This is a genomic window from Hymenobacter lutimineralis (assembly GCF_008271285.1).
Taxonomy (GTDB): Bacteria; Bacteroidota; Bacteroidia; order Cytophagales; family Hymenobacteraceae; genus Hymenobacter; species Hymenobacter lutimineralis.
Genome location: NZ_VTHL01000010.1, coordinates 62,239 through 87,928, shown reverse-complemented (window position 1 = coordinate 87,928; position 25,690 = coordinate 62,239). Strand labels below are relative to the sequence as shown.

General features: G+C 61.2%; 19 protein-coding genes. 14 read left to right on the top strand and 5 right to left on the bottom strand.

The annotated features are described in order from the left end of the window. Window positions 1-18 precede the first annotated feature (18 nt). A complete protein-coding gene (locus tag FY528_RS11020) occupies window positions 19-1,347 on the bottom strand; it encodes a TolC family protein (protein ID WP_149071064.1) in 1,329 nt (442 codons plus the stop codon). Between the two features lie 208 nt (window positions 1,348-1,555). On the opposite strand from FY528_RS11020, the gene FY528_RS11015 reads away from it, so the two are divergent. Together FY528_RS11015 and FY528_RS21245 are read left to right on the top strand one after the other, a co-directional pair. Continuing rightward, on the top strand, window positions 1,556-3,661 hold the full coding sequence (locus tag FY528_RS11015; RefSeq protein WP_149071063.1) for a sigma-54-dependent Fis family transcriptional regulator: 2,106 nt from the start codon (window positions 1,556-1,558) through the stop codon (window positions 3,659-3,661). Window positions 3,662-3,768: 107 nt separating this feature from the next. Then, window positions 3,769-3,912 (top strand): hypothetical protein, encoded by a 144-nt coding sequence (locus FY528_RS21245; protein WP_187632080.1) that lies wholly within the window; start codon window positions 3,769-3,771, stop codon window positions 3,910-3,912. Between the two features lie 75 nt (window positions 3,913-3,987). Here FY528_RS21245 and FY528_RS11010 read toward each other — a convergent pair whose 3' ends face one another. Continuing rightward, the gene (locus FY528_RS11010) at window positions 3,988-6,468 is read right to left on the bottom strand and encodes a M1 family metallopeptidase (protein ID WP_149071062.1); all 2,481 of its coding nucleotides are present in this window, start codon (window positions 6,466-6,468) and stop codon (window positions 3,988-3,990) included. 297 nt (window positions 6,469-6,765) lie between these two features. Between FY528_RS11010 and FY528_RS11005 the strand changes: the two genes are divergently transcribed. The 7 genes from FY528_RS11005 to FY528_RS10975 all read left to right on the top strand — a co-directional run bounded on the left by FY528_RS11005 (window position 6,766) and on the right by FY528_RS10975 (window position 16,054). Beyond that, on the top strand, window positions 6,766-8,046 hold the full coding sequence (locus FY528_RS11005; RefSeq protein WP_149071061.1) for an AAA family ATPase: 1,281 nt from the start codon (window positions 6,766-6,768) through the stop codon (window positions 8,044-8,046). A gap of 68 nt (window positions 8,047-8,114) precedes the next feature. After that, complete coding sequence (locus FY528_RS11000; protein WP_149071060.1) at window positions 8,115-9,146, top strand: 5-methylcytosine restriction system specificity protein McrC; 1,032 nt, start codon at window positions 8,115-8,117, stop codon at window positions 9,144-9,146. A 109-nt stretch (window positions 9,147-9,255) separates the two neighbouring features. After that, a complete protein-coding gene (locus tag FY528_RS10995) occupies window positions 9,256-10,902 on the top strand; it encodes a TldD/PmbA family protein (RefSeq protein WP_149071059.1) in 1,647 nt (548 codons plus the stop codon). A gap of 107 nt (window positions 10,903-11,009) precedes the next feature. Next, window positions 11,010-12,344, top strand: coding sequence for a TldD/PmbA family protein (locus FY528_RS10990; RefSeq protein ID WP_149071058.1), 1,335 nt, complete (start codon window positions 11,010-11,012; stop codon window positions 12,342-12,344). Between the two features lie 167 nt (window positions 12,345-12,511). After that, complete coding sequence (locus tag FY528_RS10985) at window positions 12,512-14,158, top strand: TldD/PmbA family protein (RefSeq protein WP_149071057.1); 1,647 nt, start codon at window positions 12,512-12,514, stop codon at window positions 14,156-14,158. Window positions 14,159-14,245: 87 nt separating this feature from the next. Next, window positions 14,246-14,569, top strand: coding sequence for a four helix bundle protein (locus tag FY528_RS10980; RefSeq protein ID WP_373281614.1), 324 nt, complete (start codon window positions 14,246-14,248; stop codon window positions 14,567-14,569). Window positions 14,570-14,728: 159 nt separating this feature from the next. After that, window positions 14,729-16,054, top strand: coding sequence for a TldD/PmbA family protein (locus tag FY528_RS10975; protein ID WP_149071055.1), 1,326 nt, complete (start codon window positions 14,729-14,731; stop codon window positions 16,052-16,054). Between the two features lie 69 nt (window positions 16,055-16,123). Here the strand turns inward: FY528_RS10975 and FY528_RS10970 are convergent, their stop codons facing one another. Next, window positions 16,124-16,726, bottom strand: coding sequence for a porin family protein (locus FY528_RS10970; RefSeq protein ID WP_149071054.1), 603 nt, complete (start codon window positions 16,724-16,726; stop codon window positions 16,124-16,126). A gap of 72 nt (window positions 16,727-16,798) precedes the next feature. Continuing rightward, window positions 16,799-17,437, bottom strand: a complete 639-nt coding sequence (locus FY528_RS10965) for a porin family protein (RefSeq protein ID WP_149071053.1) — start codon at window positions 17,435-17,437, stop codon at window positions 16,799-16,801. Between the two features lie 194 nt (window positions 17,438-17,631). Here FY528_RS10965 and FY528_RS10960 point away from each other — a divergent pair, with 194 nt between their 5' ends. Further along, on the top strand, window positions 17,632-18,258 hold the full coding sequence (locus FY528_RS10960; RefSeq protein WP_149071052.1) for a DUF4159 domain-containing protein: 627 nt from the start codon (window positions 17,632-17,634) through the stop codon (window positions 18,256-18,258). Window positions 18,259-19,085: 827 nt separating this feature from the next. Here the strand turns inward: FY528_RS10960 and FY528_RS10955 are convergent. Then, window positions 19,086-19,748, bottom strand: coding sequence for a hypothetical protein (locus FY528_RS10955; protein WP_149071051.1), 663 nt, complete (start codon window positions 19,746-19,748; stop codon window positions 19,086-19,088). A gap of 173 nt (window positions 19,749-19,921) precedes the next feature. On the opposite strand from FY528_RS10955, the gene FY528_RS10950 reads away from it, so the two are divergent. The 4 genes from FY528_RS10950 to FY528_RS10935 all read left to right on the top strand — a co-directional run bounded on the left by FY528_RS10950 (window position 19,922) and on the right by FY528_RS10935 (window position 25,684). Beyond that, on the top strand, window positions 19,922-20,899 hold the full coding sequence (locus FY528_RS10950; protein ID WP_149071050.1) for an AAA family ATPase: 978 nt from the start codon (window positions 19,922-19,924) through the stop codon (window positions 20,897-20,899). Window positions 20,900-20,999: 100 nt separating this feature from the next. Beyond that, entirely contained in the window at window positions 21,000-21,875 is an 876-nt protein-coding gene (locus FY528_RS10945; protein ID WP_149071049.1) for a DUF58 domain-containing protein, read from the top strand. Window positions 21,876-21,941: 66 nt separating this feature from the next. Continuing rightward, window positions 21,942-23,462, top strand: a complete 1,521-nt coding sequence (locus FY528_RS10940; RefSeq protein ID WP_149071048.1) for a BatA domain-containing protein — start codon at window positions 21,942-21,944, stop codon at window positions 23,460-23,462. Beyond that, window positions 23,459-25,684: a DUF4175 family protein gene (locus FY528_RS10935; protein WP_149071047.1), complete on the top strand. Its 2,226-nt coding sequence runs from the start codon at window positions 23,459-23,461 to the stop codon at window positions 25,682-25,684. The genes FY528_RS10940 and FY528_RS10935 overlap by 4 nt, the downstream gene beginning before the upstream one ends. Window positions 25,685-25,690 lie beyond the last annotated feature (6 nt).

Sequence of the window (25,690 nt, the reverse complement as noted above, 5' to 3'; positions counted from 1 at the left end):
CCACTTGCTTCTTCTCCGCTACCATATCTGCTCGCCGGTAGCGCGCTTGAGCTGGTACTGGCCGAGAGTGTAGTTGTAAATGGCCTGCAAACGCGCAAGCCGAGCCTGAGCTAGTTGGGTTTCAGCATCCAGGACATCGAGGTTGGTGCCTACGTCGTAGCGGTAGCGGGCCTTGGCGCGGGTGAGGGCATCGGTGGCCTGGTTTACCTGCAGCACGGCATTGTCGTAGCGGGCGGCGCTGGACTGCAGGTTGTTGGCGGCCTGGCGCACATCGGCGCGTACCTGCTCCTGCGTATCCTGAGTGCGGGCCTGAGCCCCCCGGATGTTGGCCTGCGCCTCCACCCGCTGGTTTTTGTTTTTGTTGCCGTCGTAAATGGGCACCGAAAGCTGTACTACGCCTACCGAGTTGGGCCGGATCTTGTCGAGGTTGGGCAGGTAGCCGTTTTTGGCGCCCAGTTGCGCGCCCACGCCCAGCAGCGGCATGTTGCTCCGCTCCACCAGCTTCAGGTTGTTGGCCGCTACGGCTTCTGCATCCTTGGCTAGCTTCACTTCGGGGCGGTTTTCGGTGGCCCGGGCCAGGGCCGCTTCCACGTCCACGGCTTGAGGCTGGTACGCAAACGTGCCGCGCACCGCCACCTGGGCGTACTCAGGCTTATGCAGCAGGCGGGCCAGCTGCACCTGCTGGTTGTTCAGCTGGTTCTGCAGGTCGATTTTGGTATTCTCGGCCTGGGTAATGCGCACCTGGGTAGTCGTCACATCGAAGCGGGTGCTAACGCCCCCTTCCACGCGCTTTTCCATTTCCCGCTCGTGCTGGCGCAGGGACGCAATCTGGGCGTCCTGTACTTTGATGCTTTCCCGCACGAACAGGATGTTGTAATATACCTGCGCGGCCGAATAAGCCAGGTCGCGGCGCGTGACGGCTATCTGGTCCTGGGCCGACAGCCGGCGGCTTTCCGCCAGGTTGTAGGTGGCCTCCTTTTTCCCGAAATCCAGAATGCCGTACTGCAGGGTGAGGTGCGCGTCGTAGTTGTTGTTGGGGGCCAGCTGGAAAACCGGGGCATCGGGCGCGAGTTGCAGTTTCACCACCGGGTCGATGCGGGTGTAGGTGGCCGTGCCCGTCACCTGGGGCAGGAAGCCCCCGCGGGTTTGCTGCACGCGGCTGGTAGCAGCGTTTACCTCTTCTTCCAGCGAGGTTATGGCGGGGTTGGCATCCAGCACCGAGCGAATAGTGCCATCCAACGTCAGCGAGTCGGAAAGTACCGGGCCCTGCTGTGCGTAGGCAGCCTGGCTGCCAAGCAGCCCCAGCAAGGACAAGAACGGTACGGCTAAAGTGAAGCGAGAGAACATAGAGTATGCCTGATGAAGGTCGTGCTGCTAGTACCCAAGCCTGTGCCAAGTGGTTACGCGGATTAAAAATTCTTTACAAATGTGTTTCAATGGTTCAAAAACGGCATTTTTATTTTAATCCCGACAATGAAAAACATTGCAAGCAGGCAGGAGTTGTTCCTGATATTTCAGGATTCCCTATTATCATCTCCTGCTATTTGAGGAAAACATGCCCGACCAAGACGATTCGCTCCTGCTGTACCTGAACGACGCCATTGCCACGACCCGCAACAAGGAGACGCTGTTTCGCACCGTCACGGAAAAGCTGCGGCTGATCTTCCCCTTCGACGCCATCACCATTCTCACCTTCGACTCCGAGCACCAGTACCGCCGCGTGTTTCTGCGCGACTACCTGGGGGAGATACTGCTGCCCGAACAGACCGATGCCAGTGGCGCGAAAACTACGCGTGGCCTTATTGAGGGCACGCCTGTCGAGCTGTTCGTTCGCCAGCCGCGCCTGCACCAGTACGATTTGCAGGAGCTGATTGAACAGTTTCCGCAGTACCAGCCCTTCTGCGCCCTGCTCGATAAAGGCATGCGTTACTTCGTGGTAGTGCCTCTGCGCACGGGCGGGCAGCTCATCGGGCTGCTTTCCCTGGTAGCCCGGCGCCGACCAGAGTTTGCCCCCAACGACGTGGACCTGCTGGAAAAGATTGGCAGCCTGGTGGCGGTGGCCGTCACCAACACGCTGGCTTTCGAGGACATAGCCCGCCGGGAGCAGGAAAAAACCATGCAGCTAGCCCTCAACAACGCCCTGCTCAGCATTAAAGACCGAGGCGAGCTGTTCCGTACCATAGCTACCGAAATCAACCAGGTAGTGCCCTGCGACTTTTTCGGGGTGCGCCTGCGCCTGCCCGATTCGCCCATCCGGGCCTTTGCAGAGTTAGTAAAGCAGCCCGATGGCACTTTCGCCGCCCTTGAGGAAAACCGCTGGGACGACGTGCCCGACTTTGAGGAGGCCAAGCTAGGTGCGGCCGAGCTGTTTATGCGGCCGGGTGTGTACGTGGGGGCCGATTTCGACGCCCTGGCCGAGCGCTACACCATGCTGCGTTACATTCGGGAGCGGCGCGGCACCCAGTCCCTGCTGTGTACGCCTCTCGACCTGGGCGATGAGCAAACCGCGGCCCTCATCATGGCCAGTCACCAGCCGCTGGCCTTCACCCCGGAGATGCTAGAGCTCATTCTGACGCTCGTGCCCCAGGTGCGGCTGGCTATTCAGAACGTGCTGGCCTTCGAGCAGATTGAAGCCCTGCGCACCCAGCTGGAGCGGGAGCGGACCTACCTCATCGACGAAATCAACACCACGGCCGCCGCCCGCTTCGGCGACTTTGTGGGCGGCAGCCCCAGCATGCAGCAGGTGTTCCGGCGCGTGGAGCAGGTAGCCCCCACCGACAGCACCGTGCTCATCACCGGTGAAACCGGCACCGGCAAGGAACTGGTAGCCCGGGCCCTTCACAACTTCTCCCCGCGCAAGGAGCGGGCCCTGGTAAAGATCAACTGCGCGGCCCTGCCCGCCCAGTTGATAGAAAGTGAGCTTTTTGGGCACGAAAAAGGTGCTTTTACGGGGGCCCACGACCGGCGCATCGGCAAGTTTGAGCTGGCCGACGGCGGCACCATTTTCCTGGATGAAATTGGGGAGCTGCCCCTGGATTTGCAGGCCAAGCTGCTGCGGGTGCTGCAGGAAAAGGAGTTTGAGCGTATTGGCGGACGGCGCGTCATTCATACCAACGTGCGGGTGCTGGCCGCCACCAACCGCGTGCTGGAGGAGGAAGTAGCCGCTGGCCGCTTCCGCGCCGACCTCTACTACCGCCTCGACGTGTTCCCAATTCACTTGCCGGCCCTGCGGGAGCGGCCCGAGGACGTGGAGCCCTTGGTGCGCCACTTTCTGGAGCGCTTTACCAAGAAGCTGGGCCGCCCCGTGCGTACCCTCCGCCCCCGCGACCTCAAGGCGCTGCAGCGCTACCCGTGGCCGGGCAACATTCGGGAGCTGGAGCACGTGGTGGAGCGGGCCGTTATTGCTTCTACTGGGCCGTCGTTGGAGTTTGCGGGTTTTTCGGCCAATGCAGCCGCGGCAGTGCCGGTGGCGGCCCCCGTGCCCGGTCCGCTCAAAACCCTGCGGGAGCAGGAGCGCGACCATATCCTGGCCGCTCTGCACCAAACGGGTGGGCGCGTGAGTGGCCCCCAGGGCGCGGCCGTTCTGTTGGACATCAATGCCAAAACCCTGGAGGCACGCATGAAGAAGCTCGGTATCCGACGGGCGCACACGGTGGAATAGCCAAGATTCTCGGCACAGACGAGCGTGCATCATTTTGGGCAACCCGCCCGTGGCCTCCCGGCCTGCGTACAAGCCCCTATGGTTTCACTTCGTAACTGACTACGGCCATGCCTGCTACCAACGTTCCTAAAACTCCCCAGCACGATGATCCAGCCCGCAAAAAGCAGGAAGATCAGCGCCCCGATACCAACCAGTCTACCAACAAGGGCAAAACCATAACGCCCGATAAAGCCCACGACCCACAGCGGTAACCGCACCGTACTCAAAATCAAAACGGCCCCGCATTCCAAGGAATGCGGGGCCGTTTTGTTTGCTTTCAGGTCACGCTACTTCGCGGCCTGAATATCGGCAATGGCCTTTTCGGCCACGGGCTTATTGACAGCAGCGTTCGGCTTGCCTTCCTGAGCTTTGATGGCTGCCTGCAGCATGCCAATAATGGGCTCATCGGCGCCGTACTGCTTGTATTTCACGCCCAGGCCGCGGAGACGCTCCACGTCTTCGGCAAAGGCTTTCGGCTCGCTGAGGCGGGTGAGCATGGCACCCATGCCTTCGAAGTAGCCAAACCGCTCCTGCTCACTGGCCGCGTCGAAGCGGGTCCGCACAAAGTTCCACTGGGCGTCGCCGCCGTGCTGGCTATATACCCCGGCCACGGCCTGACTGATGCTAGCTTCGTCGCTGGCTTCTAACTCCTTGGCTTTGGCCAGGGCTGCTTTAGCGTTTACGTTGCCCAGGCCTTTCAGCGCGGCCCCTTGCACGGCGTACGACTGCGCCTTGAGCTGCTGCGTGAAGATCTTTTCGTCCTTTTTATCCCCCAGCTTGGCCAGAACCGTGAGTAGGCTAGCCGTGGCCACCGGGTCTTTCTCCACGCTCAGGCGCTTGCGCAGAGCCGGGGCTGCCAGCTTGGCTACCTCCTTGTTGTCGAGCTTGAGGCGCTCGGCCGCTACCATCCGCAGGTTGTTGAATTTGTCGTTGAGGCCGGCTACCAGCAGCTTGCGGGCGGCGGCATCGGTGGTTTGCTTGGCTTCGGCCGCCAACAGGGCCTCGCGGCGTGCTACGTAGAGCGGGGCGTGCTCGTACTGGTAAGCAAACTCAGCCAGGGGCTTGTTGTCGGTCTGCTGCCACACCAGGGTTTTCTCGGCGTCTACATCCACCAGGTCGGGCTTGGAGGCCAGAGGCATGGTGAAGGTCTGGCTGGCCTGGGTCATCATCACACGCTGGCGCTGGGGCTTGCCGTTCACCCAGTAGTCGATGGCCATGGGCAGCTGAAACACCTGGCCGGGCTGATTTTGCTTGAGCGTGACGGACTGCACTTTCTTGGCGGCATCCCAGGCGTAGTCGATGCTCACCACGGGGTGGCCCGTGCTGAAGTACCATTGGTTGAAGAACCAGTTCAGGTCCTGGCCCGACACGGCTTCCAGCGCCAGGCGCAGCTGGTGGGCTTCACCGTTACCAAACTTATTGTCTTGCAGGTATTTCTGCAGACCACCAAAGAATACGTCGTCGCCGAGGTAGGTGCGCAGCATGTCCAGAATGGCGCCACCCTTCTGGTAGCTCACTAGGTCAAACATGTCCTCCTTGTCGTCGTAGTGGAAGCGCACGAGGTGCTTCTGGGCATCCTTGGGGCTGCGCAGATAATTACGCAGGTTGCGGTGGTTGTGCGAGTCGGCGGCATCGGCTCCGTACTTGTGCTCGGCGTACAGGCCCTCGGAGAAGTCGGCGAAGCTTTCGTTTACCGTCAGGTTGCTCCAGCTTTCGGCCGTCACGTAGTCGCCAAACCACTGGTGAAACAGCTCGTGGGCAATAACCGACTCGGTCTGGTATTCGCGGTCCAGGAGCTGCCGGTCGGTTTTCTGCAGGAAGTCCCCGTGCAGGGTAGCCGAGGTATTTTCCATGGCCCCGCTCACGTAGTCGCGCACCACAATCTGGGCGTACTTGTTCCAGGGATACTCCACGCCCAGGCGGGTGGAGAAAAACTCCAGCATGTCGGTGGTGTTGCCGAAGATCTGCTTGGCAAAGGGCGCGTACTTGGGCTCCAGGTAGTACGTCACGTCCTTACCGCGCCAGGTGTCCTTGGTGATGCGGAAGTCACCCACGGCCATCATAAACAGGTAGGGTGCGTGGGGCAAATCCATTTTCCAGGTGTCGGTGCGCAGGCCTGCACCGGCCGGTTTCTGGCTTACCAGGGCACCATTGCTCAGCGTCACGTACTTGCTGGGCACCGTCATGCTGATTTCGGACGTGGTTTTCTGGTTGGGCCGGTCGATGGTGGGGAACCACACCGAAGACGCCTCGGTCTCGCCCTGGGTCCAGATCTGCACGGGCTTGCCGGCCACAGCGCTGTCGGGGTTGATGAAGTACAGGCCCTTGGCATCGGTAATAGCCTGGGAGCCTTTCACTTTCAGCTCATCGGGCTTGGCCGTGTACTCGATGTACACGGTGTAGGCCGTGCCGGGCGCTATCGTCTTGCCCAGGTTGATGCGCAGGTTCTGCTGGTCGGCGTAGTCGTACTTCAGGGGCTGTTGCTGGTCGCCATTCACTAAGGCCACCGTTTTGATGTCCATGCCTTTGGCATCGAGACGCAGAGAATCGGTGGCGTAGGCGTGGGGCTTGAGCGTCAGCCAGGCTTTGCCGTTGAGGTGGCGCTTGGCGTAGTCGAAGCCCACATCCAGCTTGGTATGCACCAGGTTGTTCACTTTCGTGGCCGAAGCGCGGTAAGGTGATTCCGGCGCGCTAGGGGCCGGAGCGGGGGTTTGAGCCAGGCCCAGGGTGCTTAGAAAGCAGGCAAAGGCGGTAAGGGTTGTTTTCATAGAGTGGGGAAGAGAAAAAAAGTCGGGCAAAGAAAGCAGAAAAGGCGGCAAGCGCATGGCAAAGATTCCATGAATGACTTCCACAGGCCAGCAACCCAGCCAGCATAGAGCAAATATAAAAATACTATTATGCAATACAAGGTACTATACAAAATAAATTAATGATAACTTATAGGATATGCTCGACAAGCTGCTACTGCTGATAAGCAGTGTGCTGGTTGTCCAGTTCCCCGCAATAGATAAGTGCCTACAGCCACTTATTTGGCCGTAGCGGTGTTTTGCGCGTACTTTCCCCTAATGTCCTCATCTACCTCGCCTCCCCTACTCACCCGCCAGCAGGTACTGCGCGCCCTGCGGCAGCTGGAGCGCGACGACCAGCCGCTCCCACCCAGCACCGTCTATGACCTTGTATACCGGGGCCGGCGCTACCCGCCGCGGGCCGTGGCCCAGCTGGCCTACCGCTTGGCTACCGACGACGCTACGGCGACGTGGCCGCTCGGCAGCGGGGCGCCCACCAACCGCCTGCTCGAAAAGCTGGACTTCACCATCACCACCAAGCGGCCTACCTTGGCCAACTCCTCCCTGGACGGAGACGTGGCCGCCCAGGAGCAACTTGCTGACCTCTACACTGGCCGGCCAAGCCGGCAGCCGCTCCGGGCCGCCAAGGGGGCTATAGTCGGCGAGCCCGCCGCAACCTATGGCTCCAGTCCGACTTACACGCGGCATCAGGCCGAGCAGGAAGTATTTCTGGCTCCCCAAAAGCTGGATGCGGCCTTGGCCGGACTCCGAAGACGCAAGAACCTACTCTTGCAGGGCCCGCCCGGCACCGGCAAAACGTTTCTGGCCCGCCGCCTGGCCTGGCTGGAGCTGGGTACTCAGGACGCGGCCCGCACGGAGCTGGTGCAGTTTCACCCCAGTTACAGCTACGAGGACTTTGTGCAGGGCTTCCGGCCCGACGCCGGCGGCAAGTTCCGCCTCACCGACGGCCTGCTGGTCCAGCTCTGTCGCCGGGCCACCCAGGACCCCACACGGCCCTATTTTCTGCTGATTGACGAGCTGAACCGAGGCAACGTGAGCCGCATCTTCGGGGAGCTGCTGCTGCTGCTGGAAGCCGATAAGCGCGGCCCGGCCCACGCGGTGGCCTTGCCCTACGCCCCCGCGGGCACCCACTTCTACGTGCCCGAAAACCTGTACGTCATCGGTACCATGAACACGGCTGACCGGTCGCTCACGCCCCTGGATTATGCCCTGCGGCGGCGGTTTGCTTTCGTGGAGCTGGAGCCGGAGTTTGGGCCCGCGTTTCAGGAGTTTCTGCGCCGGCAGGGCATGGGAGCGGAAATCATCCAGCAGATAGCCACCCGCCTGACGGAGCTCAACCAAACCATAGCCGACGACCCCGACCTGGGTGTGGATTTCCGCATCGGCCACAGCTACTTCTGCCAGCCCCCAGCTCAGCCGCTGGAACAGCCCGCCTGGCTACGCCTCATTCTGGAGCAGGAAATAGCGCCCCTGCTTGCAGAGTACTGGCTCGATGAGCCGGCCAAAGCCACGGCTGCCCGGCGCCGTCTACTGGCTTAGTCCGGCTGGAGTATCTCAGGCTGCGTCGCCCACAAAATCCGTGAAATCCGACTAATCCGCGCGAATCCGTGGTCCCGATCCAAAACCTGTACTACCTGCTCAGCTACGCCTGGAACCGGCTGCCGGAGCGCCATGCGCTGCTGACGGCGGATGGGCAGGATTTTGAGCGGCCGGTGGAGCTGCTGGGGCATTTGCTCCTGCTACACCTGCGGCGGTATTTGCGGGCGGGGCTGCCACCAGCGTACCAGGAGCGGGAAGCCGAGCTGCCGGAGCTGCGCGGGCGGGTGCTGCTGGCGCCCAGCCTCACGCGTAACCTGTTGCCCAGGGGCCGGGCCGTCTGCCGCTATGATGAGCTGGGCTACGATGGTCTACTACACGGCCTGCTGCTGGGCACAGTCCGGGAATTGGGCCGTACCGCTCGAATACCGGGCAGCCTACGCGAGGAGCTACGCCGGGTGCAGCGCCAGTTTCCCGCGGATATTATGCCGCTGCAGTTGACTAACGATACGCTGCGGCAGGCCCGGCGGCAGCGGCCCACGGGCACAGGTGCCATGCTGCTCAACATCTGTGAGCTGCTGCACCTCAGCCAGCTGCCGGAGCCTACGGCGGGTGGACGCCCCCGTTTCCGGGACTTCCGGCGCGACGAGGCGGTGATGGCGCGGCTGTTTGAGCAGTTCGTGCGCAACTTCTACCGGCTGGAACAGCGCCATTTTCGGGTACAGAGTGAAACCATCAGCTGGCAGGCCGAAGCTGAGCACGCACCTGATCTGGACTTATTGCCCAGCATGATTACCGACACCAGCCTGGAAGCTCCGGACCGCAAAATTATCCTCGACACCAAGTACTACGCTGCGGCCCTGCGCACCCGCTACGACCAGCAGCGGCTGATTGCGCCCCACCTCTACCAGCTCTACGCCTACCTCCAGAACCAGCGGCCGCTGCCGGGCCAGCAGCTGGAGGGCGTACTGCTGTATCCGGCCGCCGAGCAGGCGGTAGACCTGCGCTATACCCTGGGCGGGCACCCGGTGCGCATCGTCACCATCGATCTGGCCCAGCCCTGGCCCGCTATTGCGGCCGACCTACTGGCGTTGGTGCGGTAAATCATGCCCGAATTTTAGCGGTAATGGCGGTGCATCTATCCGATGTTCCTTTCGTCCTTTGCCTACATTCACCCATTGTTTGGCCTATTTCCTCTAAACTTTTACCTGCTTGAAACGACGCGACTTTGTAGGGCTGACCGGTCTGGCGACCGGGGCTCTGTTCCTGCCCAGCTTCCCCAGCCTGGGCGGTACCTTGGTGCACCCCGAGCGGCTGCTCGAAACCGTGGACCCCGCCGTAAAAAAACGACTGGCCGATTCGGCCCTGAACGCAGCTAAATCGGCGGGGGCCTCCTACGCGGATGTGCGCATCGGGCGCTACCTCAACCAAAGCATCTTCACCCGCGAAAAGCAGGTGCAGAACATTGCCAGTGGGGAAAGTTTCGGGGCTGGCGTGCGCGTCATTGCCAACGGTACCTGGGGCTTCGCGGCCACCAACACCGTGACGGAAGCTGGCCTGGCCAAAGCCGCGCAGATGGCCGTAGCCATTGCCAAGGCCAACGCCAAAGTGCAGAAGGAGCAAGTGAAGCTGGCGCCGCAGAAAGGCTACGGCGAAGTAAGCTGGAAAACGCCCATCGTGCAGAGCGCCTTTGAGGTGCCCATTGCCCAGAAAGTGGATTTGCTCCTTTCGGCCAATGGCAAAGCCCTGGAAAACGGCGCTTCGTTTGTCAACTCGGCCTTGTTTCAGGTGAATGAGCAGAAGTACTTCGCCAGCACCGACGGCTCCTACATCGACCAGGACGTGCACCGCATCTGGCCCACGTTCAGCGTAACGGCCGTAGACCGCGCCAGTGGCAAGTTCCGCACCCGTGAGGCGCTCAGCTCCCCCATGGGCCTGGGCTACGAGTACATGGTACCCAAAGCCCAGGACAAGATTGCCGGTCCCGCCGGCTCGGGCCTCACGGGCTATAAAAACAGCTACGACATCCTGGAAGACGCGGCCCTGGCCGCCAAGCAGGCTAAGGAAAAGCTGACCGCCAAGAGCGTAACGCCTGGTAAGTATGACCTCGTGCTGGACCCCAACCACCTGGGTCTCACCATTCACGAAAGCGTGGGCCACGCCACCGAACTGGACCGCGTGCTGGGCTACGAGGCCAACTACGCCGGCACCAGCTTCGCTACCCTGGACTGGAAAAAGCAGAACAAGCCCTATGGCTCCAAGCTGGTGAACATCGTGGCCGACAAAACCCAGCCCGGCTCCCTGGGCGCGGTAGGCTACGACGATGAGGGCGTGAAAACCAAGCAGTGGGATATCATTAAGGAAGGCCAACTGGTAGACTACCAGAAAATCCGCGACCAAGCGGCCATGGTAGGCCAGAACGAATCGGATGGGTGCTGCTACGCGCAGTCGTGGCAGGATGTGCAGTTCCAGCGCATGGCCAACATCAGCCTGCTGCCCGGCAAGCAGAAAATGAGCGTGGATGATATGATCAAGAACGTGGACAAGGGCATTTACATTGCCGGGCGCGGCTCGTTCTCCATCGACCAGCAGCGCTACAATTCTCAGTTTGGTGGTACGGTGTTCTACGCCATCGAGAAAGGCAAAATTGCCGGCATGATTGAAGACGTGGCCTACCAGACCAATACCACCGAGTTCTGGAACTCCTGCGCGGCCATTTGCGACGAGTCAGACTACCGCATGTTTGGCTCCTTCTTCGACGGCAAAGGTCAGCCCAGCCAGGTGTCGGCCGTGAGCCACGGCTCCAGCACCACCCGCTTCAACGGCGTGAACGTCATCAACACTGCCCGGAAAATTTAATGCGGATAATGTGAGAAATGTGGTTGAATGTGCTAATCAAACCATTGTTAGCATATCAACGCATTTCTCACATTATCCACATTCCACCACATCAGCACATTAAATACATGGCTATTCTCTCCAAAGACGAAGCCCAGAACATACTTAAAAAGGTCCTCAGCTTTAGCACCGCCGATGAGTGCGAGGCGACGCTGAACGGCACCAATGGCGGCAACGTGCGCTCGGCCCGCAACGCCATCAGCACCAGCGGTGCCCTCGACAACGTGTCCCTGGCCGTGGAGTCGCGGTTTGGCAAGCGCAGCGGCGTAGCTACCTGCAACGAGTTCGACGACGCCACCCTGCGCCGCTGCGTGCAGCGGGCCGAGGAAATTGCGCGTCTGGCTCCCGAAAATCCCGACTACGTGCCCTTGCTGGGTCCGCAGCATTACCTGGCGTCGCCGCTGTCATTTACCCAAAGCACGGCCGGCATCACGCCCGACTACCGTGCCCAGCAGATGGCGGCTACCTTGCAGCTGTGCGAGCAGCGCAAACTCTCCTCGGCCGCTTTCCTCGAAGACTCGGCCGGCTTTGTAGCCAAGCGCAACAACAAAGGACTGGAGGCCTACCAGCAAGCTACCGACCTTACCTTCAGCATTACGGTGCGCACCCCCGATGGCACCGGCTCCGGCTACGCCACGGCCGACTACAACGATGCCAGTAAGTTCGACGCCGCCCGCCTGGCCAAAACCGCCGCCGATAAAGCGGCCATGTCGCGGCAGGCCAAGGCGCTGGAACCCGGCAAGTACACCGTGATTCTAGAGCCGGCCGCACTGGTAGCCAATTCCGATGCCTCACTGTTGGGCGCCATGATGAGTGCCATGGATGCCCGCTCCGCTGACGAAGGCCGCTCATTCCTGAGCAAGAAAGGTGGAGGCAATAAGAAGGGCGAAAAGCTGTTCGATGAGCGGGTCACCATCTACTCCGACCCCACGCACCCCGAAATTGCGGACCTCACCTTTGCCGGCGACGGACGGCCCCGCCAGAAAACTATCTGGGTGGAAAAAGGCGTGGTAAAAAACCTGTACTCTTCGCGCTTCTGGGCCCAGAAGCAAGGCATTCCGGACCTGCCCCCACCCGGCGGCTTCATCATGGAAGGTGGCACGCAAAGCTTGGAAGAAATGATCAAGGGCACGGCCAAAGGCATCCTGGTCACCCGGCTCTGGTACATCCGCCCCGTGGATCCGCAGACCCTGCTGTACACCGGCCTGACGCGGGACGGGACGTTCTACATCGAGAACGGCAAGATCAAGCACCCCATCAAGAACTTCCGCTTCAATGAGTCGCCCATCATCATGCTCAACAACCTGGAGGCTCTGGGCAAGCCCCAGCGCGTGGCGGGCAACCTGGTGCCCCCGCTGAAGATTCGGGACTTTACCTTCACCAGCCTCTCCGACGCGGTGTAAGGCCCAATAAAAACCCGTTTGTGCGAGCAGGCGGGTTTTTTATTGGGGTTCTAATCTGATTTTTTGAATATTCAGGCAACCGCGGCCCCACTATTTCTCTCTGCTTACCCGGGCGGCCATTTTGCCCTTGCCCACGCGTTTCTTTTCCACTCCCTATCCCTACCACTTTGAAAAGACGAGATTTTGTTGGCCTCACGGGTTTAGCTACCGGGGCGCTGTTCTTACCTAGCCTGCCCGGCATGGGTGGCGTGCTGGTAGACCCCGAGCAGCTGCTTGAAACAATCGACCCGGCCCTGAAAAAGCGCCTGGCCGACGCCGCCCTGAACGCAGCTAAATCGGCGGGGGCTTCCTACGCCGACGTGCGCATCGGGCGCTACCTGAACCAGTACGTGTTTACCCGCGAAAAGCAGGTGCAGAACATTACCAGCACCGAGAGCTTCGGGGTGGGCGTGCGGGCTCTGGTGAATGGGGCCTGGGGCTTTGCGTCTACCAACCTCGTTACGGAAGCGGGCATTGTGCAGGCCGCCAAAAACGCCGCGGCCATTGCCAAAGCCAACCAGCGCGTGCAGAAGGAGCCAGTGAAGCTGGCCGCCCAGAAAGGCTACGGCGAAGTGAGCTGGAAAACACCCATTGAGCGCAACGCCTTCGAGGTGCCCGTGAAGGAAAAGGTAGACCTGCTGCTGGCTGCCAACGCCAAGGCCCTGGAAAACGGCGCCAGCTACGTCAACTCCGCCTTGTTTCAGGTAAACGAGCAGAAGTACTTCGCCAGCACCGACGGCTCCTACATCGACCAGGACGTGCACCGCATCTGGCCCACGTTCAACGTGACGGTGATTGACCGCGCCACCGGCAAGTTCCGCTCCCGCGACGCCATGGCTTCACCCATGGGCCTGGGCTACGAGTACCTCACGCCCCGCGCCAGCGACAAGCTCATGGGCCCGCAGGGAACCGGCGTCATCGGCTATAAGCAGCGCTACGACATCTTGGAAGATGCGGCCCTGGCCGCCAAGCAGGCCAAGGAAAAGCTCACGGCCAAGAGCGTGACGCCCGGCAAGTACGACCTCGTGCTGGACCCCAGCCATTTGGGCCTGACCATCCACGAATCGGTAGGGCACCCCACCGAGCTGGACCGCGTGCTGGGCTACGAAGCCAACTATGCGGGCACATCCTTCGCTACCCTCGATTGGAAAGCCAAAGGTCAGCCCTATGGCTCTAAGCTGGTGAACATTGTGGCCGACAAGCTGCAGCCCGGCACCCTGGGCGCGGTGGGCTACGACGACGAGGGCGTGAAAACCAAGGAGTGGGACATCATCAAAGACGGGCAGCTGGTGAACTACCAGAAAATTCGGGACCAGGCGCACGTGGTAGGTCAGCAGGAATCGGACGGGTGCTGCTACGCCGACTCCTGGAGCAGCGTGCAGTTTCAGCGCATGCCCAACATCAGCCTGCGCCCCGGCACGGCCAAGCTGAGCGTGGACGACATGATCAAGAACGTGGACAAGGGCATCTACATTGCCGGGGAAGGCTCCTACTCCATCGACCAGCAGCGCTACAACTTCCAGTTTGGGGGCAAGGTGTTCTACGCTATTGAGAAAGGCAAAATTGCCGGCATGATTGAGGACGTGGCCTACCAGGCCAACACCCAGGAGTTCTGGGGCAGCTGCGCGGCCATCTGCGACCAGTCGGACTACCGCTTTCTGGGCACCTTCTTCGATGGCAAGGGCCAGCCCGGGCAAGTGTCGGCCGTGAGCCACGGCTCCAGCACCACCCGCTTCAACGGCGTGAACGTCATCAATACCGCCCGGAAAATTTAATGTGTAGAATGTGAGAGATATGGCAAATGTGGCTTGGCTGATCGATTCCTGACAATGGCAGATGCGGTGGATAACCCGGTTGTTCGCTTGACCCTGGAGCTTTCGTTACAGGTAATGGAATTTGTGGAGGAACTGGAAAAGCAGCGGCGCTTCATACTGGCTCAGCAGGTGCTGCGTAGCGCTACCTCCATCGGAGCCAGTGTGCGAGAAGCTCAGCACGCCGAAAGCCGGGCCGACTTCATTCACAAATGCAAAATAGCCGCCAAGGAAGCAGAGGAAACCGACTATTGGTTGCTTCTGTGCGAGAAGGCCCCAAATTACCCAAGCCCGCCACCGCAGGTATTGGATACCCAGCAACAGGTAAGACGCCTGCTGGCCCGCATCATCCTGACCAGCAAAGCCAATGGATAATGTGCTAAGGTGGAAGAGTGTGGAAAATGTGCTAATGCAAGAACGACCATTAGTACCTCAGCACATGCCTCCAGATCAGCACACTTCCAACACATTTTCCACATTTCCCACATCCCCCACATTTCCCACATCCCCAACACATTAGCACATTCAACGACGATGCCCATACTTTCCCAAGATGAAGCTCAGGCTATCCTGAAAAAGGTGCTGAGCTATTCGCAGGCCGATGAGTGCGCCGCCACCCTGCGTGGGCGCACCAGTGGCAACATCCGCTACGCCCGCAACACGGTAAGCACCGCCGGCCAGTCCGACAACGTGTCCCTAGCCGTAGAGTCGCGCTTTGGCAAGCGCAGCGGCACGGCCACCTGCAATCAGTTCGACGACGCGACCCTGCGCCGCTGCGTGCAGCGGGCCGAGGAAATTGCCCGCCTGGCCCCCGAAGACCCCGAGTACGTAGCCATGCTAAGCCCGCAGCAATACCTGGTACCTAAGGCTTATGCGGCCAGCACCGCCGCCATCACGCCCGACGTGCGTGCCCAGGCCGCCGCCGACAGCATCACGATGTGCGAAGCCCGTAAGCTCACGGCAGCAGGCTTCCTGGAGGATGGCGCCAGCTTTACGGCCCTGCGCAACAGCAAAGGCCTCGAAGCCTACGAGCAAAGCACCAACGTTGATTTTTCGGTGACGGTGCGCACCCCCGATGGTAAGGGCTCGGGCTATGCCGTGGCCGACTTCACCGACGTAAAGGCCTTCGACGCCAAAGCTCTTACCAAGCGTGCCGCCGACAAAGCCGCGGGCTCGGTGAATGCCAAGGCCCTGGAGCCGGGCAAGTACACCGTGATTCTGGAGCCGGCGGCGCTGGTGTCGGACGAAGGCCTGCTCAACCGCCTGGTGTACGCCCTTGATGCCCGCGAGGCCGACGAGGGCCGCTCGTTCCTGAGCAAAAAAGGCGGCGGCACCAAGAAAGGCGAAAAGCTCTTCGACTCGCGCGTCACCATCTACTCCGACCCACTCAATGATCAGGCCCCCGGCAGCGTGTTCGATGGGGAAGGGCTGCCCGTCAAGCGCATGCCCTGGATTGAGAAAGGCGTGGTGAAGAACCTGTACTACTCCCGCTATTGGGCCGAGAAAAGCAAGGCCGAGGCCACAGCCTTCTCCGGCAACTTCATCATGGAAGGCGGCACGCAAAGCCTGGAAGAAATGATTAAGGGCACCGCCAATGGTATCCTCGTCACCCGGCTCTGGTACATCCGCGACGTGGACCCGCAGACCTTGTTGGTGACGGGCCTGACGCGGGACGGCACGTTCTACATCGAGAACGGCAAGATCAAGCACCCGATCAAGAACTTCCGCTTCAACGAGTCGCCCATCATCATGCTCAACAATATTGAAGCTATGGGCAAGCCCCAGCGCCTTGGTGGCAACCTGGTGCCCCCGCTGAAGATTCGGGACTTCACCTTCACTAGCCTCTCCGACGCAGTGTAAAAGAATTCAAATACAGAAAAGCCGGTACCCGTGACGGGTGCCGGCTTTTCTTTGTCGTGGCCAAGTGGTTTACTTTTTCCCGAACAGGTAGCCTGCTGAGAACTGCGCCACCCGACTGTGAAGACCTCCAAACCCAAGCTGGCTACGAATGGCCTGCGTCTGAGGGTCGTTGTCAATATCTAATAGGCCATAGTTCAGGCGTACATCAAAAACGAACCCGTTAGCTGCCTCATATCCCAAACCACCTACAACGCTTACGTCAGTAGATTTAAGCGGTGACTTGGAGGAGCCCGTACGCAGCCCGATCTGCGGGCCTACGTTCACATATAACGGGCCTTTAAAATACTGCCTCAACAACACGGGCACGTTGAAATAAAACGGGTCCCGCTCTTCGCGCTGACCATCATCGTACTCGATGTTTGCTCCTTGCTTTTGCATGTTCAGCTCAGCTTGCACGCTGAATAGCTGCTTACTAGGCTTGAACCGCACCAGCGTGCCTACCAACAGACTACCACGCATATGCGCCTCACTATTGATGGTGCCGCTCAGAGTTGACAATGATGCACCCAGCTTGATGCCTGCGCGGGTTCCTCCAGGAGTTTGGGCCGAAGCGGCACAGTTCATTCCGAGAATAATGCATGCTATGAGGCCTGCCAGTAGAAATTTCTTCATCGATAAAATAAAAAGGCGTGACTTGTACGGATACAAATCACGCCTTTTTATCTAGTTCTGCACAACACGCCCCTACTTGCCCAGCTGAAACGCGGCGTAGGCCTGAATCACGCGGTTCTTGAGCTGGGGGTCGTTGGGGCTGCGCACGTCTTTGTAGTCGGCAATATCGGTGAGACCGGCATTGAAGCGGCCGCCGATACGCAGGCCCGCGGCCAGCTCCAGCTCCAGGCCGGCGCAGAGGCTGAAGTCTTTGTCGTTGTACTTGTCTTTCACCTGTCCGCTGACCTTCCCGTAGCCGGTGGGCGTGGGCGGCGAAGTGGTGAAATCGTAACCTGTGACCACGGTGCCGGCTTCCTGAGCCGTGAGCAGGAGCCCAAACTGCGGGCCGGCCTGCAGGTGCAGCTTGCTGATTTTGAGGTCGAGCAGGATGGGTAGGTTCACGTACTGTAGCTTGGTGGCGTAGTCTTCCTGGGCATTTTTAAACTCGGAGCCCTGCACGGAATACAGCAGCTCCGGCCTGATAGACAGCGGCCCCACCACGTTGTAGACGTAGAACAGCCCCGCGTGGTAGGTGAACTGGTAATCGGTTTTCTGGTTGATATCCTGGCCGTCGAGCACGGCCGCGTTCAGGCCGCCTTTGATGCCCACCTGGGCTTGGGCCGCGCTGAGGGTCAGCAGGGCGCCCAGCAAGGTAAATAGTAGCTTCTTCATAAAGAGAAAGGGAGTAGAAAAGTAAAGGTAGGCGGCCAGCACGGCAGATTCAACCGCCGAGCTCTTGGTTTATTGCCGGCTACAACGCCCTGGCCATGGCCCACCATAAGCTGGTTCGTTTTTTTGGCTGATTTTGCGGCTCGCCGTGCCACCCTGGCCGGGCTTTGCCGTCTTTGCCCCACGTTTTCCTGCTCATGCCCGCTACCCCGTTCACCTTCGTCCGCCTAAAATACCGCTCCGGCGACTGGGACGGCGTGGACGAGCGGATGCCCACTAACCTGCTGCACTCCCTGATTCAGTACACGAAAGTACCCGTGAACCAGAAGGAGAAAGTGGTGGCCCTGGACTCGCCGGAGCTGTTCAACTACCCCTTCTGCTACCTTTCCGGCCACCGGCTGGTGCAGTTTTCGGCCCAGGAAAAAAAGAACTTCGAGCAGTACGTGAAGGCCGGGGGCTTCGTGTTCGTGGACGACTGCAACCACGACATCGACGGGCTGTTTGCGCGCTCCTTTGAGGAGCAGATGCGCCAGTGCTTCGGGGCCGGGGCCCTGCGGAAGCTGCCCAAGACCCACGCCCTCTACTCGCAGTTTTTTAAGTTTCCGGAAGGGCCGCCGCCCACGGCCTTCGAGCTCAACGGCTGGGGCGACGACCTGGTGCACGACTACCTGAAAGGCATTGAGTTCAATGGGCGCCTGGGCGTACTCTACTCCAATAAGGACTACGGCTGCGAGTGGGACTACGACTTCCGCAACAAACGCTTCCTGGCCGAGGACAACACCAAGTTCGGCGTTAATATTCTGCTGTATGCCCTAACGGCTTGAAGCAGCAGGCTTAGAGTCGGCAGCCAACGCCTAACCGTAAGTCGGGCCTGAAGCCGGTTCGAAGACTTCCTCTTTTATTGCCATCACCAGAAGAATAATACGCATAAGGATCATCTGTTCGATCAGTTCCCGTCCGCACCTGATAACATGCGCCAGCTGCCAAGTCCAGAATAAAGCGGGAGTTGTCCTGTTTGCCAACGGGTTGTTGCCAGCCCAGTAGCAGACCAGCGGCCACGCGCCTGGCATAAGTTATGGCAGGTGTACTGCCCCAATACCCCTCCGTAACGCGCAGGGCACGGTACTGTACAAACGGCGACACATATTTCCCCGCTAATGGTAGGACATACCGGCTTGCTGGCAGGGCATAATACCGCGCTGCCACCCCCACACCACGCCGCCGCTGGGTAGGGTCGCCACCGTTAATCAGCACCTCCCCTCCCGCGCTCCACTGTCCGCTCAAAGAGCGTTCATACGAAACCAGTAATGGTAACACCAGTCCGTGGTTTTTCCAGAAATTATAGGAGATGTTATAGCCTAGAACTGTACCCCAGTCTACACGAACAATATTGCGCTTCACCCTAGTCGATGTTGAGGAAGCCAAGCCAGCCGCATCGGGCGCAACTTGCGCCTGAACGCCGATAATAGTGGCACTGAGCGTCAGCCCCAACGCAAACACTTTCTTGCACAGCAGGAAGTAGTAATGCTCAGCTCGACATAGCATGGACGTATTATTCTATTTCCAGCGTGGAACGATAGGTATGCTACTTTACTTTGTCTGAGTTGCCGACATAAGGCAGAAGGCGAGCTTATCTTACTCCTTTACCGCCTCAAAACCGGTAGCCAAGGCTTAAGCGGCCGTCGAAGACTGTCTCATTCCGCTCGTAGAATGTTTCGGTACTGTGGTACTCCTGCCCCGCAGTCGGCCGGGCATCCAGCCGCTTCCAAGTCATAACGCCCCCGGCTATATCCAGCAGCAGCCGGCCGGATGCCCCAATTGGGCACTGAGCGCCCAGCAGAGCACCTACTCCGCCCAGCTTAGACTTATAGTCGACCTCATAGCCGAACGTTTGCCGCACGGCCCGATAGCTCATGGTGGGCGCCACGTATAGACCGGCCAGGCCCGTTTGCTTACCCTGAAAAGCATAGTAGCGGCCTTGCAGGGCCAGGCCCGTCAACCGCTCGTTGGGGGAACCGCCGTTCACCAAGGCTTCTATGCTGCCGCTGGTGCGTTGGCCCACCTGCCGCTCGTAGCCCACCAGTATCGGCAGCAGAAAGCGGTTGTCGTAGTTGAGGGCGTTGTAGGCCACATTGCGGGTTAAAATTCCGCCTAAATCGATGCGCACGGCATTGCGTAAACCGGGCTGGGGGGTGGCCGCCGGGGCGGGCTCGGACTGCGCTTGGGCAAGTTGGCTAGCTAGCATAGCGCCCATCAGCCACAGAAAAGTAGCGCGGGGAAATAGCGGAAGACGGTGGGTGCGGTTGTGTTTCATGGCCCGAAGTAGATAGATTGGCCACCGGGCAGCAAACTATTCGAAGACCATATCAGACTTTAGCCGAGGCAAAAAAATGCGAAAATATTCCCCAGCAAGCAGCCTTTTGCTGCTTTCCGTTGACTTTGCGTAACCTTTACCCTTCCCTTCCTGCTGACTTTCCAACACCGCCAGTGACCGAACAAGACGTACACCGCCTGCTGCAAAAGCTGCCCCCTCTCCGGCAGGAAATAGCCAAAGTCATTGTAGGCCAGGAGGCCGTGCTGGATGAAGTGCTGGTGGCGTTGCTGGCCGGGGGCCACGCCCTGCTGGAAGGTGTGCCGGGCCTGGCCAAAACCCTGCTGGTGCGCACCCTAGCCCAGGCCACCGACCTGCCCTTCCGCCGCATTCAGTTCACCCCCGACCTGATGCCCACGGATATTCTGGGCACTGAAGTCCTGGAGGAAGACCACGGCACCGGCCGCCGCACCTTCACTTTTCAGCCCGGGCCTATCTTCGCCAGCTTAGTGCTGGCCGATGAAATCAACCGCACCCCGCCCAAAACCCAGGCGGCGCTGCTGGAGGCCATGCAGGAAGGCCACGTTACCTACGCGGGGCAGGAACACGCGCTGCCGAAGCCGTTTTTCCTGCTGGCTACCCAAAACCCCATCGAGCAAAGCGGCACGTATCCGCTGCCCGAGGCCCAGCTCGACCGGTTCCTGCTGTACATCCGCATCGGCTACCCCACCGAGCAGGAGGAGCTGGCCGTGCTCAGTGGCACCACCGGCACGGGCCGCGCCGAGGTACGCCCGGTACTGGGCGGCGAAGACATCCGGCAGCTGCAGCAGCTGGTGCGACAGGTAAGCATTAGCCCCGAGCTGCTGGCCTTCGTGAACCGGCTGGTGCGGGCCACACGGCCGGCCACATCTTCCGTCAAATTTATTCAGGACTACGGCCGCTGGGGGGCCGGACCGCGGGCGGGGCAGGCCCTCATTTTGTGCGCCAAGGCTCGTGCGCTGCTGCAAGGCCGCTTTGCCGCTACGCTGGACGATTTGCACGCCCTGGCCCCAGCCGTGCTGCGCCACCGCGTGCTACTCAACTTCAACGCCGAAGCCGACAGCCTCACCCCCGACGACGCCGTAGCCGCTCTGCTGAAGGCCGTACCCGTGTAGGGGCTAGTTGTTCGTTTTTAGTTGTTAGTTGTCAGGACAGCTTCAAGAACAACGAGCAACGAGCAGCCAGCAACTGACACCTAAAAACGAACACCCAAGAATGCTTTCCCCTGAAGTCCTGCATGCGCTGCGCAACCTGCCCCTGGCCGCCCGCCAGGCCGTGGAGGGCTTTCTGCACGGTCAGCACCACAGCCGGCAGCGGGGCGCCGGGCTGGAGTTCAGCCAGTACCGCCCCTATCAGCCCGGCGACGACCTGCGCCGCCTCGATTGGCGGCTGGCGGCGCGTTCTGATCGGTATTACCTGCGCGAGTCGGAGGTAGAGGCCAGCCTCACGGTACACCTGCTGCTGGACGCCACCGCCAGCATGAACCACCAGGACGACAACGGCCTTGCCAAGCTCGACTATGCCCGCTTGCTCCTGGCTGCCCTGGCCTACCTGGCCCGCCAGCAGGGCGATGCCGTGGGCCTGACGGTACTGCACGCCAGCGGCCACCAGCACGTGCCGCCCCGCGCCGATACCCGCCAGCTGCCGCGCCTGTTTCACGCCCTGGAGCAAACTACTGCCGCCGGCCGCTTCCCCGCCCCAGCCGACCTGCAGTCCCTCACAGCCCGCGCCCAAAAGCGGCTGCTGGTGTGCGTGAGCGACCTGTACGAGGAAGAGTCGGAAATTCGGGGCCTGCTCGCCCGGTTGCGGGCCACGGGCGCGGAAGTGCTGCTGTTGCACGTACTGGCCGGGAATGAGCTACGCTTTACCTACCGCGGCGCCCTTACCTTCGAAGACCTGGAAACGGGCCGCACCGTGCAGCTGAACGCCGACCAGCAGCGCGCCGGCTGGCTTAGCCGGCAGCAGCAGTGGCTGCGGGAAACGGCTACTGCTGCCCGCCGCCAGGGCTTCGACTATCATCTGTTAGACACCGCGGAGCCTCTCGACCAAGCCCTGCGCGTGTTTCTGCAGCGACGACAAGCGGCGCTATAAAGTCCCCCGTTGCTCTTTCTATTTTATTTTCACCTGGTCATCCGTTAGCCGCTCGATTTTTCCCGCATGCTTAGCTTCTCGTCGCCATCTGGATTCATAGCGCTGCTGGGCCTGCTGGTTCCGCTGGCTATCTACCTCTGGAACCGGCGTCCTGGCCGCACGGTGCGGGTGGGCAGCCTCCGCTGGCTGGAAACCGGGGCCAACCAACGACTGCGAAGCCTGAAGCCGGAGCAGCTCCCCTTGTTTCTGCTGCGGGCGTTGCTGCTGACGCTGCTCGCCCTGGCCGTGGCGGGCCTGCGCTGGCAACAGCCGCCCCCGCCCGTGCGTGGTCAGCTGCTGATCAGCCCAGAGCTCCTGGCCTCCGAGACCCTGCCGGCCGTACGGGCTTCGCTTGACTCTCTACGCAAGCGCGGCTACGAAACCCGAATGCTGCGGGCTGGATTTCCCCTCGTTGCTCCGGCGACCTGGGCCCGGCTCGACTCCGGCCTCACGGTGGTAGCGGAGCTGCCCCACCAGCCCGAAAACACCTGGATGCGCGTGCAGCAAGCCGTGGATTCTTTTCCCAACCGACCACTCCGCGTGTTTACCTCCGCCACCCGTGGGCAGTTTCAGGGGCGGCGGCCGCTGCTACCGCCCCAAGTGCAGTGGCAGCTGGTGCCGGTTGCCGACTCCAGTACCTGGCTCCAGTCGGCCTACCAGCCCCGGCCCGACAGCCTCTACCTGGTGCTGGGACGTAGTACCGACGAGCAGGTGACGTTCCGGCCGCTGCGCCTGGCTTTCCCAGCCTCCGGTACGCTCCGCGTGCCGGGGCTGGGAGCCTGGCGGCGTCAGCCCTACCAAGGAGGCACGTACCTGCTTTCGGCCACCGATACGGTTCTCATTCGCCAACGCCCCATCCGCGCTTGGCTTCGGGCAGATGCTGCCTTTGGGGAAGATGCGCGTTTTTTGCGGGCGGCCCTTCGGGCCGCCGCCGTAGGGCTAGCAGCCCCGCTGCAGCTTACCGTGTCGGGCCAAGACCCACCGGCGGCTATGGAGCTGGACTGGCTTTTCTGGCTCAGCACCGCCCCACTTCCCCGGGCTCACGCAGTGCAGACCTGGCAGTTTCCGACCGATGCCGGCCGCGCGGTTACCGGCCGCTTTCAGCCTTTCCCCGATGCCCCGGAAATTTCCTTCACGCGGGTGAGCCGCGTCTCGGCTGCTTCCACCCAGCAAGTACTATGGGCTGATGGTGCGGCCCGTCCGTTGCTGACAGTGGAGCAACAGGGCCACCAACAGCACTACCGCTGCTACACGCGTCTGCACGCAAGCTGGAGCACCCTGGGCAACACCCCTGAACTACCGGAGCTTCTCCTCCCCCTACTCCAGCAACCATCCCCTGTACCCTTGCGCTACGACCGGCGCTTATTGCCTAGCAGCCAAATCAGCGTAGTAGACAGCACGCCAACCACCGTACGTGGGCTACCCGCCAGCGCGCACTACCTAGACTTGCGCCCCTGGCTGGCAGTAGCCGCAGCATTTCTGCTGGGCCTGGAACGCTGGCTGTCCAGCCGGCAGGCGGCAACTTCCCAATCGAGCAATGCCCTATGACTACTACTAGCCGCTCATTGGCAACAGCCGAGGTACCCTATGCCTTGCTTCAGCGGGCCTGGCGGCGGCAGGTGGGACGGCAGCTCTTCGCTTCCCTTCTGCCCGTAGCAGCGGGAGCCAGCGCGCTACTGGTAGCACTACAACAGGCTGCCCCGGCTTGGGCCGTGTGGGCCACGCTGGGAGTAGCAGGGCTGCTGATGGCTGTATACTGCTGGCGCCTTGCTTACCGGCCCCTTTCGTTCTTTGCCGGCCAGCTCGACCGCCAGTACCCGGCGCTGGAGGACAGTAGCGGCCTGCTGCTACGACCGGCCGAAGACTTGCAGCTGCTGGAAAAGCTCCAGCTGGGGCGCACCTGCGCCGCGCTGCTGGAGCTGCTGGCGCAACGAGGCCCCTTGCTACCTATTGCATGGCGCGGGACATTGCTGCTTATGCTGGCTTTACTGGTAGCAGCAGTGGGGGTAGACTTCTGGAGTGAAGGGCGGGCGGTAGCTCCTGCCATGTCACGTACCAGCCCCCTGGAGTTTCCAGTCTCCACCAACCCTGGCCCTCCGGCTGCCAGCATCATTGCTGAAACGCGGGTTTTCATTCAGCCCCCGGCCTACACACACCGGGCGGCTTTTACGGCAGCCGAGCCCTCATTTCGTTGCCCGGCGGGCTCCCGGGTACGCTGGACGGTTGCGGTAGCCGGCCCACGTAGCTCAGCGCCCGTTCTGGAAGTTGGGCGTCAGCAGCTGGCTTTTCGGGCCGTGGAGGGGCAGCCGGTGACCTACCAGGCAGAATTACTGGTGACCAAGTCGGTATTGTACCGGGTGCGGTATGCGGGGCAGACCTCCAACGACTACGCCATTGAGGCCATACCCGACCACGCCCCCTCCTTGCAACTGCGCACGCCCCGACCTTATACGCTGGTGGAGTTTGGCACCCCACCCCGCATCCCGGTGCGCGTGGCCGTGCACGACGATTACGGCCTCACCAAAGCCAGCTTAGTTGCCACGGTGGCCCAGGGGCAGGGCGAAGGCGTCAAGTTCCGGCAGGTGACGCAGGATCTGACTACCCAACTGGCTGGTCAGCCCACGCAGGCCACGCTCGCGCACGTGCTGAACCTGCCCAAGCTCGGCCTCACCTACGGCGACGAAGTGTATTTTCAGATTCGGGTGTGGGACAACCACCAGCAGATGACCCGCTCCGATAGTTACCTGGTGCAGTGGGAAGACACGACCGTCGACGACTCGAACCTCGACGTGTCCCTGGGCGTCACCACGGTGCCAGCCTACTTTCGCAGTCAGCGCCAGATTATTATTGACACCGAAAAGCTGCTGGCGGAAAAGGCAGCTTTAAGCGCCGAGCAGTTTGTTTCCCGGGGCAATGACATTGGGCACGACCAGAAAATCCTGCGCCTGCGCTACGGCAAGTTCATGGGTGAGGAGTTTTCGGAGGCCATTGGCGAAGTGCCCACCGAGGCAGCCGGCGCCGAGCACCACGATGAGGAGCCCGGCGCCGAATACCACGACCATGCGCACGCGCCGCCTTCCGGGGCAGCCACCAGCGCGGCTAACACCCCCGAAACCGCGGCTCTGATGGAGGCCTACGTGCACAGCCATGACGACGCCGAAACGGCCGATTTTCTGGAGCCCGCCGTGAAAGCCAAGCTCAGCATTGTACTCAGCCAGATGTGGGAAGCCGAGCTGCGGCTGCGCACCGGCCGGGCGAAAGAAGCCTTGCCTTTCGAGTACAAAGCCCTGCGGCTGCTCAAGCAAGTGCAGCAACAAACCCGTGCCTACGTGCGAAAATCGGGGTTTGAGCCACCACCTTTGCCCGAGGCCACGCTTCGCCTCAGCGGCGACCTGGCCGGCGCGGCCCCGGTTACGCGCCAAAGTACCCAGCCGGCCCCTGCCCGGCAGCCGGCTCTCCGTGCGGCCTTGCGTGCCGTAGCCGAGCTACGGCAGGGCCGGGCACCGGCCCGCACCGATGCCGCCGTTCTGGAGCTTGGGGGGCAGGTCCTGACCCAGGCGGCTCAAAGTCAGCCCGGCGCCTACCTCTCCGCCTTGCGCAGCCTGCGGCGGCTGACGGCGGGGCTGAAAGCGGGAAAAGCCTTGCCGGCTTCCGACTTATCCGTTGTTGAGCGGGCCTTCACCCGGCTACTGCCGGCGCCTCCTGCGGCACCTGCCCGCCCAGCTGGCACCTCCCGGCTAGCCCAACGCTACCTGCAAGAGCTTCGCTGAGTTACC

Coding starts and splice junctions, on each gene's coding strand:
- FY528_RS11020 (WP_149071064.1), bottom strand. CDS start 1,347: ATGTTCTCTCGCTTCACTTTAGCCGTACCGTTCTTGTCCTTGCTGGGG.
- FY528_RS11015 (WP_149071063.1), top strand. CDS start 1,556: ATGCCCGACCAAGACGATTCGCTCCTGCTGTACCTGAACGACGCCATT.
- FY528_RS21245 (WP_187632080.1), top strand. CDS start 3,769: ATGCCTGCTACCAACGTTCCTAAAACTCCCCAGCACGATGATCCAGCC.
- FY528_RS11010 (WP_149071062.1), bottom strand. CDS start 6,468: ATGAAAACAACCCTTACCGCCTTTGCCTGCTTTCTAAGCACCCTGGGC.
- FY528_RS11005 (WP_149071061.1), top strand. CDS start 6,766: ATGTCCTCATCTACCTCGCCTCCCCTACTCACCCGCCAGCAGGTACTG.
- FY528_RS10990 (WP_149071058.1), top strand. CDS start 11,010: ATGGCTATTCTCTCCAAAGACGAAGCCCAGAACATACTTAAAAAGGTC.
- FY528_RS10975 (WP_149071055.1), top strand. CDS start 14,729: ATGCCCATACTTTCCCAAGATGAAGCTCAGGCTATCCTGAAAAAGGTG.
- FY528_RS10970 (WP_149071054.1), bottom strand. CDS start 16,726: ATGAAGAAATTTCTACTGGCAGGCCTCATAGCATGCATTATTCTCGGA.
- FY528_RS10965 (WP_149071053.1), bottom strand. CDS start 17,437: ATGAAGAAGCTACTATTTACCTTGCTGGGCGCCCTGCTGACCCTCAGC.
- FY528_RS10960 (WP_149071052.1), top strand. CDS start 17,632: ATGCCCGCTACCCCGTTCACCTTCGTCCGCCTAAAATACCGCTCCGGC.
- FY528_RS10955 (WP_149071051.1), bottom strand. CDS start 19,748: ATGAAACACAACCGCACCCACCGTCTTCCGCTATTTCCCCGCGCTACT.
- FY528_RS10945 (WP_149071049.1), top strand. CDS start 21,000: ATGCTTTCCCCTGAAGTCCTGCATGCGCTGCGCAACCTGCCCCTGGCC.
- FY528_RS10940 (WP_149071048.1), top strand. CDS start 21,942: ATGCTTAGCTTCTCGTCGCCATCTGGATTCATAGCGCTGCTGGGCCTG.
- FY528_RS10935 (WP_149071047.1), top strand. CDS start 23,459: ATGACTACTACTAGCCGCTCATTGGCAACAGCCGAGGTACCCTATGCC.